At 56.7% G+C, this 19,322-nt stretch carries 15 protein-coding genes and 1 pseudogene; 12 read left to right on the top strand and 4 right to left on the bottom strand.

The window, feature by feature from the left end:
* Positions 1–102: 102 nt before the first annotated feature.
* Both KTT_RS13605 and KTT_RS13600 read right to left on the bottom strand, forming a co-directional pair.
* Positions 103–1,137 (bottom strand): anti-sigma factor family protein, encoded by a 1,035-nt coding sequence (locus KTT_RS13605; protein WP_126596483.1) that lies wholly within the window; start codon positions 1,135–1,137, stop codon positions 103–105.
* Position 1,138: 1 nt separating this feature from the next.
* Complete coding sequence (locus tag KTT_RS13600; RefSeq protein WP_160145847.1) at positions 1,139–1,750, bottom strand: RNA polymerase sigma factor; 612 nt, start codon at positions 1,748–1,750, stop codon at positions 1,139–1,141.
* A gap of 360 nt (positions 1,751–2,110) precedes the next feature.
* Here KTT_RS13600 and KTT_RS13595 point away from each other — a divergent pair, with 360 nt between their 5' ends.
* Complete coding sequence (locus KTT_RS13595; RefSeq protein ID WP_126596481.1) at positions 2,111–3,991, top strand: S53 family peptidase; 1,881 nt, start codon at positions 2,111–2,113, stop codon at positions 3,989–3,991.
* A 365-nt stretch (positions 3,992–4,356) separates the two neighbouring features.
* On the opposite strand, the gene KTT_RS13590 is transcribed toward KTT_RS13595, so the two are convergent.
* Positions 4,357–5,493: a hypothetical protein gene (locus KTT_RS13590; RefSeq protein WP_126596480.1), complete on the bottom strand. Its 1,137-nt coding sequence runs from the start codon at positions 5,491–5,493 to the stop codon at positions 4,357–4,359.
* 407 nt (positions 5,494–5,900) lie between these two features.
* Here KTT_RS13590 and KTT_RS13585 point away from each other — a divergent pair, with 407 nt between their 5' ends.
* The 9 genes and pseudogenes from KTT_RS13585 to KTT_RS13545 all read left to right on the top strand — a co-directional run bounded on the left by KTT_RS13585 (position 5,901) and on the right by KTT_RS13545 (position 16,502).
* Positions 5,901–6,470: a HEPN domain-containing protein gene (locus KTT_RS13585; protein WP_126596479.1), complete on the top strand. Its 570-nt coding sequence runs from the start codon at positions 5,901–5,903 to the stop codon at positions 6,468–6,470.
* Between the two features lie 275 nt (positions 6,471–6,745).
* The gene (gene ppdK, locus KTT_RS13580; protein WP_126596478.1) at positions 6,746–9,526 is read left to right on the top strand and encodes a pyruvate, phosphate dikinase; all 2,781 of its coding nucleotides are present in this window, start codon (positions 6,746–6,748) and stop codon (positions 9,524–9,526) included.
* 180 nt (positions 9,527–9,706) lie between these two features.
* Positions 9,707–10,285 (top strand): HdeD family acid-resistance protein, encoded by a 579-nt coding sequence (locus KTT_RS13575; protein WP_126596477.1) that lies wholly within the window; start codon positions 9,707–9,709, stop codon positions 10,283–10,285.
* A gap of 220 nt (positions 10,286–10,505) precedes the next feature.
* Positions 10,506–11,690, top strand: coding sequence for a hypothetical protein (locus KTT_RS13570; protein WP_126596476.1), 1,185 nt, complete (start codon positions 10,506–10,508; stop codon positions 11,688–11,690).
* 31 nt (positions 11,691–11,721) lie between these two features.
* On the top strand, positions 11,722–14,013 hold the full coding sequence (gene fdhF, locus KTT_RS13565) for a formate dehydrogenase subunit alpha (RefSeq protein WP_126596475.1): 2,292 nt from the start codon (positions 11,722–11,724) through the stop codon (positions 14,011–14,013).
* 15 nt (positions 14,014–14,028) lie between these two features.
* A pseudogene (locus tag KTT_RS13560) lies at positions 14,029–14,550 on the top strand (4Fe-4S dicluster domain-containing protein); the annotation flags it as partial.
* Positions 14,551–14,837: 287 nt separating this feature from the next.
* Positions 14,838–15,383 carry a QcrA and Rieske domain-containing protein gene (locus KTT_RS13555; protein WP_160145846.1) on the top strand — a complete coding sequence of 182 codons (546 nt, stop codon included), beginning with the start codon at positions 14,838–14,840 and terminating at the stop codon, positions 15,381–15,383.
* The gene (locus KTT_RS13550) at positions 15,380–15,703 is read left to right on the top strand and encodes a hypothetical protein (protein ID WP_126596472.1); all 324 of its coding nucleotides are present in this window, start codon (positions 15,380–15,382) and stop codon (positions 15,701–15,703) included. The genes KTT_RS13555 and KTT_RS13550 overlap by 4 nt, the downstream gene beginning before the upstream one ends.
* A 127-nt stretch (positions 15,704–15,830) precedes the next feature.
* Entirely contained in the window at positions 15,831–16,502 is a 672-nt protein-coding gene (locus KTT_RS13545; protein ID WP_235845705.1) for an HPP family protein, read from the top strand.
* A 9-nt stretch (positions 16,503–16,511) separates the two neighbouring features.
* On the opposite strand, the gene KTT_RS13540 is transcribed toward KTT_RS13545, so the two are convergent.
* Positions 16,512–17,477, bottom strand: a complete 966-nt coding sequence (locus KTT_RS13540; protein WP_126596470.1) for a DUF4097 family beta strand repeat-containing protein — start codon at positions 17,475–17,477, stop codon at positions 16,512–16,514.
* Positions 17,478–17,717: 240 nt separating this feature from the next.
* Between KTT_RS13540 and KTT_RS13535 the strand changes: the two genes are divergently transcribed.
* Both KTT_RS13535 and nfi read left to right on the top strand, forming a co-directional pair.
* Entirely contained in the window at positions 17,718–18,542 is an 825-nt protein-coding gene (locus KTT_RS13535; protein ID WP_126596469.1) for a class I SAM-dependent methyltransferase, read from the top strand.
* A gap of 39 nt (positions 18,543–18,581) precedes the next feature.
* A complete protein-coding gene (gene nfi, locus KTT_RS13530; RefSeq protein WP_126596468.1) occupies positions 18,582–19,304 on the top strand; it encodes a deoxyribonuclease V in 723 nt (240 codons plus the stop codon).
* Positions 19,305–19,322 lie beyond the last annotated feature (18 nt).

The raw sequence follows: 19,322 nt of genomic DNA, 5'->3' as shown, positions 1-19,322 counted from the left end.
TTTATATTTTCACGTCACTGTGAATAGAAAACTGGGGAAACTTCTTAAGTGTACATACACACCGTTCACTCTATATTGTACCCCCAGAATGAGGAAGATGCATCATGGTTGACCAGGCAATTGGCCCATCCGGAAATTTCCAGGCACCTGCATGTCCCACAATGAGGCTGAAACCTGGGATGGTTGGAGCCACTGAACGGTATCATACATAGGCTTTGGCTGCCCATCAGACTGCGGCAACACGTTTACCAGCATATAGTGCATATCGAGCAACAGCACATGGCCATCGCGGGCGCGGATGCGATAGACTTCTTTCCCTTGAAACGTCCCTTTTCCCAGATACGTCGCTTTGCCAGAACTTAAATCTTGCCGCAGCTGAGTCAGGTTGAAAAGAGGCTGATCGTGCATCCATTCATGGGCATCCCACTGCGCCACGTGATGCATCATATCCAATCCCAGGGCTTTCTGCTGGTCGGCCACCACCATCACATCAAGCTTGCCGCTCATGACGGTCTCCACATTCATGACATTCGCGCTCATGTTATGGTATGACATGACCTGGTAGCGCTCGCCCCGCGCATTGGTCATGGTCTGTTTTGAGTACAGAACATAATTATCCCAGGTAACGTTGGAGGGCACTGCAAAAGCCTGCGTATGCGGACCCAGCAGTGACGAGGCCGTGAAGGCGATGGCCAGGATAAGGACGGCGGCGGCGGCCAGAACACCAATCAGGCGCGCGGGAGAATGTCGCTGCTTATTTCTCATTCCAGAACGCGCGGCGGCGAGATCCGCTAGCGATGCTGGCTGCGACCGATTCATGCGACGCCTGGCGATCGCGACCAGCACGGCCTGATCAACCCGTGCGCCGGGTTCTGAAGCTGGCAGTTGCCGCATCAACTTTGTCGTCCGGCTTAAAACCTGCTGCTCTTTCTGGCATAACTCACAGGACTGGACGTGGCGCGCAACAACTTCTTTCTGGGGAGGAGTGAGATCGTCCCAGACCGCCAGGTACAGGCGGATAATCGAGCAGGCCGCAGGTCCATTGTCCCCGATGATAGGAAGGGGCGGCAGAGCCTGAGAAAGAGACCCATTCGCCATATTCTCTTGTTGTGGTTTATTACTTCTGGTGTTGCTCATATTATTTATCGCTCCGCTTGCCAACACCATCTTTAGTGACGCGCTGATACTGTTTCGCAAACATCTTCTTCGCTCGAGAAATACGCGTGGCCGCGGCATTCGGAGAAATGCCGACGATCTCCGCAACTTCCTGGTAGGGTATCCCCTGGGCCGCACTCAATGTCAACACCACCGCATACTCTTCAGGCAGAGCCGCAAGGGTCTGGCGTATCAACTCCCGCTCCGCGACCTCGGGGATGCCCCCACTATCGGCAAGGAAAGCAACAAAGTCCTCCTGAAAAACATTCTCGCTGTCCACATCAACCTGGCGAGAGCGCAAACCAAAGGACCACCATGAAATACGTTTGCGCTTTCTCAATACATCTACACAGAGATTGGTCGCGATGCGGTACAGCCATGCAGAAAGGTTGTCACGTTCGTACAATCCATCCCAGGATGTAAAGACGCGCACAAATACTTCTTGCGTAATATCATCAGCATCTTCACGGCTCCCAAGCAAGCGATAAATATAAGAATGGATAGGACGGCGAAACTGCTCATACAACTGTACAAGAGCGGTTTCGTCGGTTGAATTACCAGTCAGCGGCTGATCTGCCGATTTATCCACTGTCATGCTGGGGTGTACTTTCTCTCGTTCGCCGATATTCGTTAAACCCACATCCACACTAGGTATGAGTAGTATACCAGCAATAGCCAGGAAATAGAACATATCAGCACTCCGTCTCACAATGATATGCTGCCTACTAACAAATATTTTTAATGATATTGTTGGGTCTTTAAGTACTCACGTGTGGATATCTCTATATTTTCAACAAGATAGATGACTTTGGCGTCGATTAGTACCATCATCCCAAAAGCTTTCCATCACCTCTCTCCAGGGAGTATTATGTGACAATGCGGCATAAAAAGGAATTCAAAATAGTATTGATGCAGCATATCACATGCAGATATAGGTATAAGGGGTCGGGTTGCAATGGAGGTTTTTCGCATGTTCCGCTATCCTCGCAGAGGTGAGTACTATTCGTCGTATGCCACACAGTCTTATGGTCGCATTATTACGGTGATCACACCGTTGCTTACTTTAGTAAGCGTTATGTGTATTATATCTTCTCAACTGTTGTATCTATCAGCCGCGCAGGCCGAAAACACCCATCAATTAGTGGCGATCCCGGGCACGCTCTCTCCATTGCTCAAGAGTAGTCGCTTTATTTCTCACACGGATGCCCGGCAAACAATCTGGCTCTCGTTTGGATTGCGCCCGCGCGACAGCGTAGCCTTCCAGCAGGCGCTCTCTGCCACTATCCATGCCCCCGAGCACCAGGCCCGGCCGATGCTAACTACTGATGAGATCACCCGTCGCTTTAGTCCGACCCAGGCCAGTTATACAGCCCTGGTGCGCTGGCTACAGGCCGCTGGCTTCCGCATCATCCATACCTATACGCATCGGTTGCTACTGGACTTCGCGGGGACCATCGGGCAGGTACAACGCGCGTTTCAGCAACAGATCAATAACTACAGGGCTCCCGATGGCACCCTCTACTACGCCAATAGCGGCGCGCCTCTCCTGCCACCCGCCATTGCCAGCCAGGTAATGAGTATCAATGGCTTAAATAACGCGACCCGCTGGATGCATACGGCACTTCGCCAGGCACCACAATCACCCGCGAACAATCAGCTGTGCGCCGCCAGCGGTCCGAAAACCGCTCCCAGGGCATCCAGCAATGCCCGGGCAGAGGTCGCCGGACTCAGCGACCTGTACCGAGCCCACGATACAGGAAGCGGGCAGACGCTGGCGCTATTTGAACTGGCAGAACCAGCTATGAGTGATCTCTATAGCTACATGGCCTGCACCGGGCACAAAAAGACCACGCTGGTACGCATCGGCACGCCTCTGCCCGCAGCGGTCCCTCAACTAACCTCTTATGAGGCCACAATCGACGCCGAGGCCATCCTGGCTAGCGTTCCCCAGTTGCAAAGCCTCAAGGTCTACGCGACTACAAACAATGAAAAAAGCTACCTCGACCAATGGGGACAGATTATACAGGACGATCCAGCGGTCGTTTCCACCAGCTGGGGGCTGTGCGAACAGCAGGTGCCCGCGCAGGTGATTCAACAGGAGGCGATCTTTTTTCAGCTGGCCGCCTTGCAGGGCCAGAGCGTTATCGCGACCTCCACCATCAATTGTCCAGCCACCTCACAGACAGCGGCCACAGTGAGCGATCCCGCGTCCCAGCCATTTGTGACCGGTGTGGGTTCAACAACCCTCATCTTTGCTGCCCCCCACGGCACCCATAATAGTCTACAAACAGCGGGCAAGTTGGACCCGGACAGCACCAGGCCTCTGGCCATAGGAGGCAACAGCCAGCTATGGATGATGCCTGCCTGGCAACACATCCAGACCATATCTACACAGTCCACAAACGCCAGCACGCCAGGTTGTCCCCATGCCTCAGGTGAACACTGCCGCCGCGAGGTGCCTGATGTCGCGCTCAATGTCGACACGCGGCATAGCTTCCCGGCCTACTACACACAGGACCGTACCAGCCAGCATCCCTGGCTTAACATTGACGGAAGCGCGCTGGCGGCTCCCTTCTGGGCGGCCTTTATAACCCTCAGCAACCAGGTCTCACAACAGCATGGTGGAGGCAGAATAGGCTTTATCAATCCCCTTCTCTACCAACTGGCTGATAATCCGGTCAGCTACGCCAGTAGCTTTCATGACATCATTAGCGATAGCGAACACGGTCAGCCCGCCGCGGGCGCAGGCTACGATCTGGTCTCTGGACTGGGGGAATATCGCGCCCAACCACTGGCGAGCCGGCTGGCGGATTGGGTACAGCCGCTATCCAGGTAGTCTGTCCATGAAGCCGGGCGCCATATGGCATAGCATGCCCGTTGCTTCCTAAAAAGGTGTCTGACTCCCGTCATTGTACGGGAACATAAGCGCCCCCGCACGCGCGTCCGCTACGCGGCCGCACTGGTTTTTTGTATTGGTGCATGGAGTGCGCGGATGCGCACTCCATGCACCAATACAAAACGGACTCTTGGGCACCGCAGGTGCGAAACCTAAGGCAGACAGCAGGCGATGATCATGGAAGTAAGACGCTCTGTAAATAAAGATAAATGAAACGCCCCCCTCTCCAGGTATGAAGGAGAGGGGAGCGTTTCGCTATACAGAGACCAACATGGTCGTTAGCGAGATTCGTATGTATCCGAGGCTCACTGATTTGAGCGGCGAGAGGCGGGATCGTTGACGCCAGCTGTGTTAGGAGTGGTTGTGTCGGTGCCCACGTAGGCCGAACGTGCCGGTGCGGGTAGGGCACCGTTGTATTCTGGCGTTGTCGTATCGGTACCATACGCCGCGCCTGGATTGCTTCCAGGATTCTTCAGAATGACGGTATCGGCGTCTTCGATCGATGTAGCAGTTGGAGCTTGCCGAGCGGCATCCATCTGAACGGTCTTCTCATCCGCAATCGACGAAGCAGCTGGATGCTGGCGGGCGGCCCTCATCTGGACAGTCTCCTCATCCGCATAAGAGGTGTCCCCACCCTGCTCCCGCTCCAGGCGGCGCTCCTGCTCTCTCAATTCCTCAGGGCTCTTCTTGGTGCTGAATGTTCCAGCGGAACCATAGGCGCTGCCAGCGTCGTTATCGCTGGCAGGTGCGTTATTGCCCGCCAGGGAATCGGTAACATTAGGAGTGGCGGCAGGAAGTGCTGCGGCCGCCGGTAACCCAGGATTCACCGTGCCAGCGGTACTATTAATGCCGGCCAGTCCCGCGGGATAGACGATGGGTGGAATAGTCTCGGCATCGGCGTCCGCGTTCGCGTTGCCTACACGATCATTGTCGATCGCGGGTGCGTTAGCATCGACGCTGGCATCGTAGGCGCCAGCCTGGCGCAGGATACGTACCGCCTCGTCATAGCGTCCCGGAGCATTGACCGTTACTACCGTGCGGCCCTCATTTAACTGGCTCTCATAGAAGCGGGCCTCGTGTTCTGGCACCCCCAGATGCATTAAAGAACCAACGAAACCACCGGCCAGCGCACCCAGGGCCGCCCCACCCAGCGTCACAGCCAGAATACCACCGGCGATGGCGGGCCCGAAGCCAGGGATAAGCAGCGAGGTAACAGCGCCAATTACACCACCAATGACACCGCCGCTGACGGCTCCGGTTGCCGTAGATGGGGCATTTCCACCATCTCCAATGCCGTCAGAGGATGCATGATCAGGATCACGACTAACGAAGCCAATCTGCTCATCGGTAAAACCAGCGTTACGCAACTGATCCATCGCCTGCTCGGCTAACGCGGGCTCAGAAAAGACACCCACCGCGGTTGCCCGTTCTGTGGTTGACATACTACCCTCCTCGAGTGACTGGAAAATCCAACCATTCTAATATCAATACTATCGTTATTAAAACTTTTCAATGCTATAAATTTTTAATATCTTCGACAGCGATCGAGAGTATATTACCTGTTCTTTTCTCTGCTAGTATTAAATCAAGGTTACACGAATTTTACACGGATCATGGCTGAGAATGGATGCATGCCAGGCCGTAGCGCGAAGGCGCGGCTAGAGGGCAATAACAGGTAGTAACCATGCAGCCTCGGGTAGAAAAAATAGACAATCTACACACAGCAAAAGCATTGACACAACACTATAGTTAGGAATACTATGTGCAAGATAGCTGATTAGTGCTATGCAAACGAAACGCATTGGACCCATTTTTACAGGTTACAAATCCGTCAAAGGATCACATTATCATGTCACAGATGCACGATAGCGACCATGGATTGCCCGGTGAGCACAACGAGGAGGACATAGAGCAATTGCTCTTACATGGTCTTTCTTTAAGTTCATCGTCTTCGAACAACTCAGGCATCCATGAAGCAGAATCCCCAGTAGAAGTCGATGACGAAGAAGAACAGGCCGCCCACCAGAGTAGCGATACCCAGGGGGCATTGGGGCTCTTCGCGGAGGCGGCCCAGGATATGGCCACCGCCTCGGTCGAACTTGGTCTCGGGCGACATTTCGCCTGCGCGGATTTCTGCAATCAGGCAGCTGAAAAGGCAGCACAAGCTGTAAGCTTGCTTCGCTTCGGTCGTCGCACCACTTATGATCACGATTTGCGCGCCCTGGGATCTCAAGTAAATGCTCCAGATGACATCCTGAACGAGATGGAGCGGTTGACCCCCTTTCATCCCGAAGCATTTTATGCGGATACTCCTCCCGAAGAAGCTGATGAGGTTATCAATGCGGAGCAGGCTAGCAGCTATGTTCAAAGCGCTCGCAAAATACTACGTTGGGCACGCTCAATAGTGCTCAGCGTATAATCATTCGTTATTTCTACCTTATATGAGTCATCCTGGATTTCTGAAAATCCGAAAAACAGGTTCTGCGCTCCCAAAGCGGGAGGTGCTGGAGGGCGGCCAGCCCTCCAGCCGGGGTGTGGGCGAGCATGCTGGGAGCATGCTCAAGTCCCCACACCCCGGCAGGGAGTTTAGCATGCCCCCGGCATGCTCGCCCTGCACCCCTGGTTTTGGGAACTTTTGAAAAAGTTCAGGATAACTCATGTTAGCCCACAACATTTTAGTTGGAGGAAGTTTTCATGACACAACAGATTACCCATTCTGAACTGGATGAGGTTGTTAAACGCTCTCCTCGCAAATGGGTCTACCTCTTTAGCGAAGGCAATGCTAGCATGCGCGAACTGCTGGGTGGCAAAGGCGCAGGCGTAGCTGAAATGACCAACGCCGGACTTCCCGTACCTCCCGGATTTACAATTACGACAGAAGCCTGTAACTCTTACTACGATAGCAACCGACAATTTCCAGAGGGTGTCTGGGAACAGGTAAAGGCCGCCCTGGCGATTGTGGAAAAGCAGACCGGCAAGGGCTTTGGCTCAAAAGAGAATCCACTGCTGGTCTCGGTACGCTCGGGCGCCAAATTCTCGATGCCAGGTATGATGGATACCGTCTTGAACCTTGGTATCAACGACGAGACCGTCCTGGGGCTGGTGGCCCTGACAGGCGACGAGCGCTTCGCCTATGACGCCTATCGCCGCTTCATCCAGATGTTTAGCAAAATCGTGCTCGACACCAATCCCCAGGACTTTGAAGAGGTGCTGGAGCGCTACAAGCACGAAGCGGGCGTCAAAACGGACGCGGAGATCCCGGCCGAAGACCTGAAGAAGCTGGTTGGCGAGTTCAAACAGATCGCCGAGCGCGCCTCGGGCCAGCCTTTCCCTACCGATGTCTATCAGCAGTTGCACAAAGCCATCGAGGCCGTCTTCTCTTCCTGGAACAACAAGCGTGCCATCGACTATCGCAACTTCAATAAGATTCCGCACAACCTTGGCACCGGTGTCAATGTCCAGAGTATGGTATTTGGCAATATGGGCAACAACAGTGGTACCGGCGTGGCCTTCACACGTAACCCGGCCCATGGTGAAAAGAAGCTGTACGGTGAGTATCTGCTCAATGCCCAGGGTGAAGATGTGGTGGCCGGTATCCGTACCCCATCCCCCATCAGCAAGCTGGAGCAGGAGCTGCCCGAGGTTTATCAGCAGTTCCTGGAGATCGCGCAGCGTCTTGAGAAGCACTATCGCGACATGCAGGACCTGGAGTTCACCGTTGAGAAGGGCAAGCTCTACATGCTGCAGACGCGCTCGGGCAAGCGTAATGCTGGCGCGGCCGTCAAGATCGCCGTCGACATGGTCGAAGAGGGTCTGATCACGCCGGAAGAGGCGGTCAAGCGTGTTGAGCCTTCGCAGGTCTATCAGCTGCTGCTGCCACGCTTCGATGAAGCCGAGAAACGTCGCGCCGAGCAGGAAGGCCGTCTGCTGGCCAAGGGCCTGAATGCCTCCCCAGGCGCCGCCTTTGGTAAGGCCATCTTCGACGCCGACCGCGCCGAGGAGCTGGGTAAAGCCGGTACCCCCGTTGTGCTGGTCCGCCCGGAGACCAGTCCAGACGACGTGCACGGCATGCTGGTCGCCAAAGGTATCCTGACTGCTCGTGGTGGTGCCACCAGTCACGCCGCCGTCGTGGCCCGTGGTCTGGGGCTCCCCTGCGTCGCCGGCTGTGAAGGCATCCGCGTCAGCGAGGAGCAGCACCTCTTCCGCGTGGTCGGCTCCGATCTCGTGATTAAAGAGGGCGACGATATCTCAATCGACGGCGCCACCGGTGAGGTTTTCGCCGGCATCATCAAGACCGTCGATGCCGATTTCGACAAAGAGACCGATCTGAAGAAGCTACTGGGCTGGGCCGACGGCTTCCGCAAGCTGGGCGTATGGGCCAACGCGGACTATCCACGCGACGCCAAACGCGCCGTCACCTTTGGCGCCCAGGGCATTGGCCTCTGCCGCACCGAGCATATGTTCATGGAGCAGGAGCGCCTGCCGATCGTGCAGAAGATGATCCTGGCCAAAACCAAAGAGGAGCGCGAGGCCGCCCTTGAACAGCTGCTGCCATTCCAGCAGAGCGACTTCAAAGGCCTCTTCGAGGCGATGGTCGATCCACAGACCAACGAGGGCTATCCCGTCGTTATTCGCCTGATCGATCCACCACTGCATGAGTTCCTGCCCTCCTATGAAGAGCTGCTGGTCGAGGTTACCCGTCTGGAGACCCAGGGTGGCCACGAGGCAGAACTGGCTGAGAAACGCCAGATGCTCGAGGCTGTCGGCGCCATGCGCGAGATGAACCCCATGCTGGGTCTGCGCGGTTGTCGCCTGGGCTTGCTCTTCCCTGAGATCAACGTCATGCAGACCCGCGCCATTCTGGGCGCCGCCGCCGAGCTGGAAAAAGAGGGTAAGAAGCTGCATCCGAAGATCATGATCCCCCTGGTCGGTCATGTCAATGAGCTCAAAGAGGTACGCCGCCAGCTGGAGGCCACGGCCGCCGGGATCGCCGACGACGCTGGCAAACCGATCGACTACAAGTTTGGGACGATGATCGAGCTGCCACGCGCCGCCCTGACCGCCGACCGGATCGCTGAGGTCTCAGACTTCTTCAGCTTCGGTACCAACGACCTGACCCAGACCACCTTTGGCTTCAGCCGTGACGATGCCGAGGGTAAGTTCTTGCTCAGGTATGTTGAGGGCCTGGAAGAGCCCGGCCTGAAGGATAAAGTGAAGATCCTGCCCGTCAATCCGTTCCAGACCCTGGACCGCGACGGCGTTGGACAACTGGTCGCCATGGCCGTCGAGAAAGGTCGCAAGACCAATCCAGACATTGAGCTGGGCATCTGCGGCGAACACGGTGGTGATCCTGACAGTATCGAGTTCTGTAACGAAGTTGGACTCAACTACGTCAGTTGCTCGCCCTTCCGCGTTCCGGTCGCTCGCCTGGCCGCCGCCCAGGCCGCACTTTCTCGCGCCGAGAAAGATCGCTAAAAGCGTATTGTTTTAGAAAGAGAAGCCCCCTGTGCGCGACGCGCACAGGGGGCTTCTCTTTCTAGAATCCTCCTCCTGCTTCCGTCTTTTGGATGACCCCTACCGGGACACCTATCAGTTATTCTCAATTAAAGGCATGCTTTCCAGCCTTCGTCGTTCCAAAGCAAGGAGACGTTAATTATGGATACTCAAATCCCGGGTATGTCATCAAGAACGTACACAGCTATCCCCTGGTGGATAGCGATGATGGAAGGTATCGCGTTAATTATTGTAGGTCTGTTACTCTTATTCTCACCCGCCATGACCACCCTGGTGCTGGTGCAGGTCCTGGGCTGGTACTGGCTCATCGGCGGCATCCTCAGCTTTGTCAGCATCTTCGTGGATAAGACACAGTGGGGATGGAAGCTGGTTATTGGCATCCTGGGCGTGCTGGCCGGCCTCGCCGTCGTCCGCCATCCATTGTGGAGCGCCCTGATGATTCCCACGCTGATCGTTATCTGCCTGGCGGTACAGGCGCTGATCGTTGGCGCCGTCGAGCTGATCCAGGGCTTCAGCGGTGGTGGCGTGGCTGCCGTAATGTTAGGTATCATCAATATTCTTCTGGGTATCGTCCTGTTATTCTCACCACTATCCGCTGCCATAGTTCTGCCCCTGGTCGTCGGTATCTTCGCCCTGATCGGCGGCATCATTGCTCTGTTTGGCGCGTTCCGCCTGAAGAAGCAGCCTGAACTAACGGCACCGCGACCATCCGTGATTTAACGCCGGTATATGCTACTGCACAAGCGGCCTCCTCACAAAAGAAGAGGCCGCTTGCGCTTCGTGACTATCCTTACGGCGGCCAGGCCGGAAGCGCAACGACAGGTAGATCAACCGTCTCCCAGGCAGACAAGCAAGCAATGGCTTGTTTTATCGATCAACATCGTGTTACGATATTCACAGACGTTTTTTTCGGCGTTTTTTGATGGGAGGATAACGAAACGTGGAACATTCTCTGTCTCATTCCCGGGAGCAAAGACCCGTAGAGCCAGTACGGCAGTCTCCGCGAAAAGAGATCAAGCGGCTGCGCGTGCTCTCAATCGGGGCCGGCATAGTTGCCGCCCTGGTACTGATAGGATTGATCGCCCTGGGATCTCGTGGCTTCCACTGGTTTGATGCCGCCCTGATCGGTTATGCGGTCGCCACGGTCTTCGCCACGGCAGCAGTGACATACAAGTATACCTTCTGGTTGGCCCGCCCACCAACGGGCCGCTACTGGCGGAGGAGCTGGCAGCTCTTCCTCTCCTATGCCAACTTCCGCCGCTATACGGTACTGATACCGGCAGCCATCGGTGATCTCTTCGCGCAGACATTTATTCGCAGGCGCGGCCTCTATCGCTGGATTACACACCAGTGTATCTTCTGGGGTGTGATCCTCTCATGCCTGATTACCTTTCCACTGACCTTTGGCTGGCTGCGCTTCACGCAGACCGCGAGCGGGCTCTATCAGATCTGGTTCTTTGGTTTCAGTCTGTTCAGCTTTCCATCGCATTCGCTGTTTGGCTTCATGGTGATCCATGCGCTGGATTTCACGGCGGCACTGCTATTTGTCGGACTGGTGCTGGCCTTCCATCGGCGCTTTCATGACCTGGCGGTGGTCACGGTACAGCGCTTCCGCTTTGATATCGTGCCGCTGGCCCTGCTGATGGCAATCGTAATCACGGGGGTGGCGTTGACTGCCGATAGCACCTGGCTGGGAGGCGCGTACTACTGGTACATCTCGCTGACCCACGAGACGGTGGTGGTGCTGTGGCTCATCTCCTTACCGTTTGGCAAGTTCTTCCACTTGATCGAGCGTCCCGCTACGGTGGGCATCGAGCTCTACTGGCGCACCGGTGAGAGTACCGTTCAGCAACGCTGCGCGCGCTGTGGCGAGGAATTCGCGCCCGCGCGCTTCATTCAAGATCTCAAGCGTACGCTGAATGAGGTGGGAGAGAATTATAGTCTGGGGAAGTCACTGCCAGCACTCGATACGGTCAGCGATGAGCCGCCGGTTCAGAGTACGCCCGCGCAGGAGCAGGTCATCAACACACTCTGGTGGCAGGATATCTGTCCCTCCTGCAAACGCGTGATGCGGGCACAGGCCAATCTGGCCGCACTCGGACGCGAGGGCAATCAATTTTTATAATAGCAGTGGTCAATAAGAAGGAAACACAACCATGAGTGTAGATAAGGGTATTTTTCGCCGTCGCCAGCGCCAGGCCGAGGTGTTCGACTATCATACAGGAGAGCCATCGCCGACGCCCTGGAAATCAGACGAGCAGATCGATCGCTACGTGCCAACGCATTGCTGCTACTGCGGCGTGCAGTGCGGCATGTATCTCAAAGTGGCGCGTGGTAAAGTAGTCGGGGTAGAGCCGCGCGCCGACTTTCCACTCAATCACGGTATGCTATGCCCAAAGGGATCGACCGCCTATCAGACGGTCAACCACCCGGATCGCCTGACACATCCCCTGATGCGCCGTCACGGCAAAGAGAGTCCGCTAGAGCGGGCCAGCTGGGACGAGGTGCTGGATACGATCGCGACCCGCTTTCGGGCCTTGCAGGACCAGTATGGCAAGGATACGGTGTCCATCTACAGCGGCTCCTCGATGTCCAACGAGAAGTGTTATCTGATGGGCAAATTCGCCCGCGTAGCCGTGGGGACGCGCCACACAGATTATAATGGACGCCTGTGCATGTCCTCAGCCACCGGCGCCAACGAGCGCTCGCTGGGCATCGATCGGGCCGCCAATCCCATTAGCGATATGCTGCACGCCGATTGCATCTTTGTCATCGGGGCCAATGTCGGCGAATGCTTCCCCATCGTCACCAGCTATCTCTGGCAGGCGCGCGACAAGGGTTGCAAACTCATCGTGGCCGATCCCCGCCAGACGCCCATCGCGCGTACGGCCGATATCTTCCTTCCCCTGCGCTCAGGCACCGATTCCGCCCTGCTCAATGGCATGCTGCACGTGATCATCAAAGAGGGCCTGATCGACGAGGACTTTATCCGCGAACGCACCACGGGCTGGGAGGAAACGAAGGCGCTGGTTGAGCAGTATCCACCCGAGCGCGTCGCCCGTGTCTGCGGTCTGAAGCCAGAGGCGATCATTGAGGCCGCGCGCATGTATGGGCGAGCTAAAGCGGCCCTGATCTATACGGCGCGTGGACTGGAGCATCAGAGTAAGGGCGTGGATAACGGGGTGACGGCGGCCAACCTGGCCCTGGCCACCGGTAACTTTGGTCGTCCCGGCGCTGGCTATGGCACCTTGACCGGGCAGGGCAATGGACAGGGTGGACGCGAGATGGGACAGAAGGCATCGCAGCTCCCCGGCTGTCGCGAGGTCGATAATCCAGAGGATCGCGCCTACATCAGCTCGGTCTGGGGCATCGACGAGAAAGATCTCCCCCACTCTGGCTATCCCGCCACGCTTATGATCCCGGCCATGCTGCGCCAGGAGATTCGCGCCTGCTTTATGATCTGCTCAAATCCGATGGTTTCATTGCCAGACCAGCATACGGTTGAGCGCGCCCTGCGTGGACTCGATCTCTTCGTGGTTACCGATTTCTTCCTGTCGGAGACGGCGGAGCTGGCTGATATCGTGTTACCGGGAACCACGTGGGCGGAAGATGAAGGCACTATTACCAGCCTTGAGGGGCGCGTGATCAAATATAACAAGGCCGTTGAGCCTCCGGGCGAGGCCCGGCGAGACTGGGAGATCGTCTGCGACCTGGCACGCCGGTTGGGCAAAGGCCAGTACTTCGATTTCCATTCCCCACGCGACATCTTTAACGAGCTGCGCCTGTGCACGCGGGGCGCGAAGTCAGACTACTGGGGTATCACGTATGAGAAGATCGATGCCCAGAATGGCGTGTTCTGGCCCTGTCCGGACCTGGACCATCCCGGCACACCACGCCTGTATGAACAGCGATTCGGTTTTCCAGACGGGAAAGCACGCTTCCATCCCATCACCTATGTGCCGCCTGCTGAGGAACCAGACGAGGAGTATCCACTGGTGCTGACGACGGGACGCGTCATCTATCATTATCTGTCCGGTAACCAGACGCGGCGCGTGCCATTTCTCAAGGCGCAAGCGCCCTATCCATGGGTGGAGATGCACGAGCAGATGGCGCAGCGTCTGGGCGTGATTGATGGCGACTGGGTCACGGTACGCTCCCGGCGCGGCGAACTGACCGCCCCGGCGCTGGTTGTACGCTCGATCCGGCCCGATACCCTGTTCATCCCATACCACTATGGACATACGCAGGCCGTCAACCAGCTCACCAATCCCGTGCTGGAACCGATGATGAAGATACCAGAGTACAAAGTGTGCGCGGTCTCGGCGACGCGCGCAGCCCAGAAGCCAGACTGGGCCAACGATGAGGATACACAGGCCTTGCTGGAAGCGGGTCGGAAGCGGCACGAACTGCCCTCGGCCCAGGCCAGAGCCAACCCGGTCCTGCGTTAGAGAAAGGATAGTAGTATGGCTGAATCGATAAAGAGAATTTTTCTGGATCCCTCACGCTGCATCGGCTGCCGTTCATGCGTGGCGGCCTGCCGCGAGTGCGATACCCACAAGGGCGAGAGCATGATCTATATCGATTATGTCGAGCGGCACAATACGGTGGCCTCATCACCGACGCTCTGTATGCACTGTGAGGACCCACTGGCCCCCTGCGCGCAGGTCTGTCCCGCCCAGGCGATCCTGGTCAGTCCCGATGGGGTGGTGCAATCGGCGGACGAGACGCGCTGCATCTACTGTGAAAACTGTGGCTACGCCTGTCCCTTTGGTGTCCCCAAGTTCCATCGCGCCGGACACTATATGCAGAAGTGCAACCTCTGCTACGATCGCACCAGCCAGGGCAAGGGTCCGATGTGCGCCACCGTCTGCCCCACGCAGGCCCTTTTCTATGGAACCTACGAGGAATGGCTGGCGGCCGGACGCGGTCAGCAGGGCGCCAAACCGGTCAATACCTTCTATTTCGGCCGCCAGCGCGTCCAGACGCGCAATTATGTCACCCTGCGTGAGGAAGAGAACGAACTGGATCTGATGGCACTGGTTGAACAGGCCGATATGGGCCTGCACATGGATCTACCAGCCGCGACCGCCAATCAGCACGCGGACACCTGGGTCGACGCGGAGACGGCCGACATTCCACAGCGCAAGATACCGCCTGAACCATGGACGCCACGGCAACCGCTCTCGCCTACACCCACTCCTACACCTGTACCAGCACGAAGTGAGAGCTAGCCTTTAAAGAGTTTTAAGAGATGGCAGAAGGAGCATTGCATATGGTGAAAGAAATGGGCCAGCCGGCCCGAGCGGCCGACGAAGAAGTAGCGCTACCACCCAGAACGGTTGAAGAGGAGTGGCGCAAAGAGTTTCCCTATCCCTGGAACGAGGACGAGATTGTAACGCGGCGCGACACGCTGCGCTTCCTCCTGGCGGGCTCTGGCGCGCTCTTCGCGGCCACGGGAGCGATCGCCATCCTGGGCGCACTCCCAAAAGATCCTAATACGACCGCCATCCCCATCGCGAAAGACGGGGAGCTGGCGGAACATCAATGGAAGGTCTTTAACTATCCAGACCAGTACACACAGGGTATCCTGATCAATCTGCCGGGCCATGGCCTGGTGGCATACAGCGACGTCTGCACCCATCTGTCGTGCGCGGTCCTCTACCAGGGCGATGGCAAGCTGCACTGTCCCTGTCATGAGGGCTACTTCGACGCGGCCAACGGCAACGTGCTGGCGGGTCCACCGACACGCCCCCTGCCATTGATACAGCTGGCCCGGCACGAGGGGATGATCTATGCCATCAAGGAGATAGAGCGATGAGCAGCCATGATTCAGTCCGGCACTTCCACAAAGCCAATCCCGATGATCCTCCGGTCCAGCGACCACCGGTCGGACCCCGTGGACCCATACCAGGGCCCAATTTTCTGGGCCTGGAGGGGCGAATCGCCATCGTGCAGGCCCAGGTCTTCCTGCTGGCCATGATCGTGATCGCGCAGCTCTGGCTCGTTACCGACGCACTATACGAGCTGCTTTCGGGACGCACCGCCAATCTGGGCTGGCTGGCCCTTGCCAGCGGCGCTATATTCGCGCTGGCCCTATTGATCACCTTCTGGCCCCGTCGACGCATTGAAGGGAGTTAAAAGACCTTACCATCAGTGTATCCTTTTTTATGTCACCGCAGTGGAAATAAGAAGAACTTTCTTCTTTTTGTAAATGGAGTGGAGAATGGAGCCAGAAAGAGATACGCGAAGAGCTACAAGAAGTACTGTGAGTGATTTGCCAGAGAGGCCTGTAAACAAACACGGATGGGGCTATAGCCGCATAGACGCAGAACATCCCATCGGCGGTGAGATGTCAGATATCCTCAAAGGACTGTTCGCGCGGCTACGCCTGTCCTCACTGGAGCAACACTATGCCAGGGTCCCTGTGCTGGCCATATTCAGCTTTATCAACGGCTGCATCAGCATCGGCATCATGTCGATCCTGGCACTGATCACGAGTTCGCCCTTTATCTTCCCTTCGTTGGGACCCACAGCGTTTCTTTTCTTCTATACGCCGCGCGCGCCCAGTGCATCGCCACGCAATACCATCATTGGGCACGCCATCGGCGTACTGGCGGGCTATCTCAGCCTGGTGCTCACGGGACTGACGGCCGCCGGTCCCGCTCTGAGCGTAGGCATGTCCTGGCCACGCGTCATCGCCGCCGCCCTCTCGCTGGGTCTGACGGCGGGCCTGATGGTCCTTTTTAAATCACCCCATCCACCGGCGGGCGCGACGACATTGATCGTCTCATTAGGTATTCTGACCAAACCGCCACAGCTGATCCTGCTCATGATCGCGGTTGGCCTGCTTACCCTGCAGGCGATCGCCATCAATCGCCTGGCAGGCATCCCCTACCCACTCTGGAACCCCATCAAGGAGGATCCGAATTCTCCTTGACAAACAGGGTCACGGTAGCTTATCAACATTGACCGACCCATGGCCGATGGTGACGGTGATATGCGCCTGGGGTGCCGCGCCCACCTGACTGCTGCCAAACTCATTATGGACATCACCCGATCCAGTGGTGGCATTGAGCTGGAACGCAGCGTTGCGGGGTAGCGTTAGATCTACGTCACCGCTATGGGTCGCCAGATTATAGCTTCCCTTACCGTCCATCGAGCCTTCAAAGCGCACGGAACCGTTATCGGTCTTCAGGGTCGTCTGGCCCTGCACGATGCCGCTGCTGACCAGCACATCGCCGCTGCGGGTCAGCGCCTGCAGTTGGCCATTGACATCGTTGGCATGGATTGAGCCACTGCCAGCCTCCAGAGACATGGGACCGTTGATATGGCGGGCCGTCACATCGCCGCTCTCAGTATGAACCTTGACCGGACCCTGAATATCCTCAACATCCGGATTCCCATTGATGGTATCGATACTGGCGCCCGCGATACCCTGTACGACAACCGCGCCACTGGTGATCTCGATCTGTACCTGGGCACTCGCTGGGGCTGTCACATCATAGTCTAGATCCTTCAAAGCGGGATCGGTATCGATGGTAATGTGGTCGTGTCCCTGGGCATCAGAAGATTGATGATAGAGAACATGGATATTATCAGCGGCGGGTCCCAGATTGGGTGTGCCATGCTTGCGCGCCACAATCACCAGCGTGCTGGTCGCTCCACGGCGCACATTAATATCACTACTATGCCCCTTGATCAGCAACTGGGCATGCTCGCTCACCTGAAAACTCTGCTGCTCGGGTCCCCCATTGCTGTTCTCAGTGGAAGCATCGTGAGCCGCCCCGCTGGAGGGCACAAGCGTATTAGTATCGGTCGCGTAATCGGTCTTATAGATGCCAATCACCAGCACCAGCAACATAATCAGCACCACACCGATCACCGCCAGCCAGAACAATTGTTTTCTTCGCATAATTTATCATCCATAATAAAGTGAAACGTGCGCATCCGGGCACGGGGTCGCTTCGCGACGAAGAAGCCAGGGCAAGCCTGGTTGAGGATGCTGGGAGCATCCTCGCCTACGGTTGGCACGGATCACCATGCTTTGGAGATGCAAAACGTTTATATCGGCTCAGATACACAATATCGGCACTTGCCATTTGCCAGAGGCATAGCTATACTTAGAAACCGTCATCCCCCATAAGCAGGTGATATGATAGAGCCAGCACGGTCGGTGATTTTAGAACTGGCACCACTATGGAATAGAGATAGATTGATGAACGCTGAATACGACCTGATTGCTCCCTTTTATAATATCGAGCACGCCCATTTTGATGAAGATCTGGATATGTATAGCAACTTCGCCGAGCTGTGCGGAGGAAAGATTCTTGAGCTGGCCTGCGGCAGTGGCCGCGTCATGCTCCCCCTGGCCGAGCAGGGCTACGAGGTGACCGGGGTGGATAATTCGAGCAAGATGCTGGAACTGGCTCGTGAAGCTTTGCAGGAGGCTGGAGTGGCCGCACGCTGCACGCTGATCGAACAGGATATCAGTACGCTCCAGCTCAACCAGAAGTTTCGCCTGGCCTTTATCGCCCTGGGCTCCTTCGCCCACATCACCACGCGCAAGGAGCAGCAAAAAGTGCTGGCGGCCGCGCGTGCCCATCTGAGTACCGGCGCGACCTTCATTGTAGATATCAGTAATGCCGATGCGCGCTACATGGAAGACCTGACCGGGCAGGTGCTGCACCAGGGCAGCTGGCAACACGAGGATGGCAGCTACCTGACCCATTTTGTCAGCCCGGCCTCGGCCACTAAAAAGCATCAGCTCGAACTCACGCACTTCTATGATCGACATCAACAGGGTGGCACCGTGCAGCGCACCATTGTTACCACCCATTTGTACCTGTTCGAGCGCAGCGAAATGGAGCTCTTACTCGAACAGGCAGGTTTCGTCGTAAAAGATGTATACGGCGATCATGACCTGGGCCCATTCGACCTGGAGAGCCCACGCATGATTTTTATCGCCGAAGCTAGATAATAACACTATTCCGATACGGTAGAGAGAAGGATATCAAATATGCCGCGTCCACCTTTACATAATTGGAACCTGAAACCAGAAGAGGCGATTGCATTGCAGCATGAGCTGGCCCAGCACGTTGTGCTGGAAGATCACCTTGGAGAGGTACACCATGTAGCCGGTGTGGATATGGCGATCAACGAGGAGCACAACGCGGCGCGGGCCGCCGTCGTACTCATGAGTTATCCAGAGCTAGAGATCGTCGAGCGCCACGTCTACGAAGAGCCGATCCGCATGCCATATGTACCGGGACTGCTCTCTTTTCGCGAGGCACCATGCGTCATCGGCGCCTTTGAACAGCTACGCCAGCGGCCAGATATCGTGATGGTCGATGGTCAGGGCATCGCCCATCCCCGGCGCATAGGTATTGCGACCCACCTGGGACTGTGGTTGGAGATCCCGACCATCGGCTGCGCCAAATCGTTACTTACCGGAAAATACGACAAAGAAGCCCTGGGGGAGGAGGCCGGTTCCTGGGTGCCACTCATCCACCGCAAAGAAACGATCGGCGCCGTCGTGCGTACACGCACAAAGGTCAATCCGATGTTTATCTCTCCCGGCCACCTGATCAGTCTGGAAACAAGCATTCGCTACGTGCTGGCATGCGGCAAAGGCTATCGCCTTCCGGAGCCAACGCGCCAGGCAGACAAGCTGTCAAAAGACAACGCCTGGACCGAGCCGCCCGACGAGCCGCAGGGCCAGCAGATGAGCCTCTGGTCCTGACCTCTCTCCTGTGAGTCA

The organism is Dictyobacter aurantiacus (assembly GCF_003967515.1).
Classification (GTDB): domain Bacteria; phylum Chloroflexota; class Ktedonobacteria; order Ktedonobacterales; family Ktedonobacteraceae; genus Dictyobacter; species Dictyobacter aurantiacus.
This window is presented reverse-complemented; position numbering and strand designations above follow the sequence as displayed.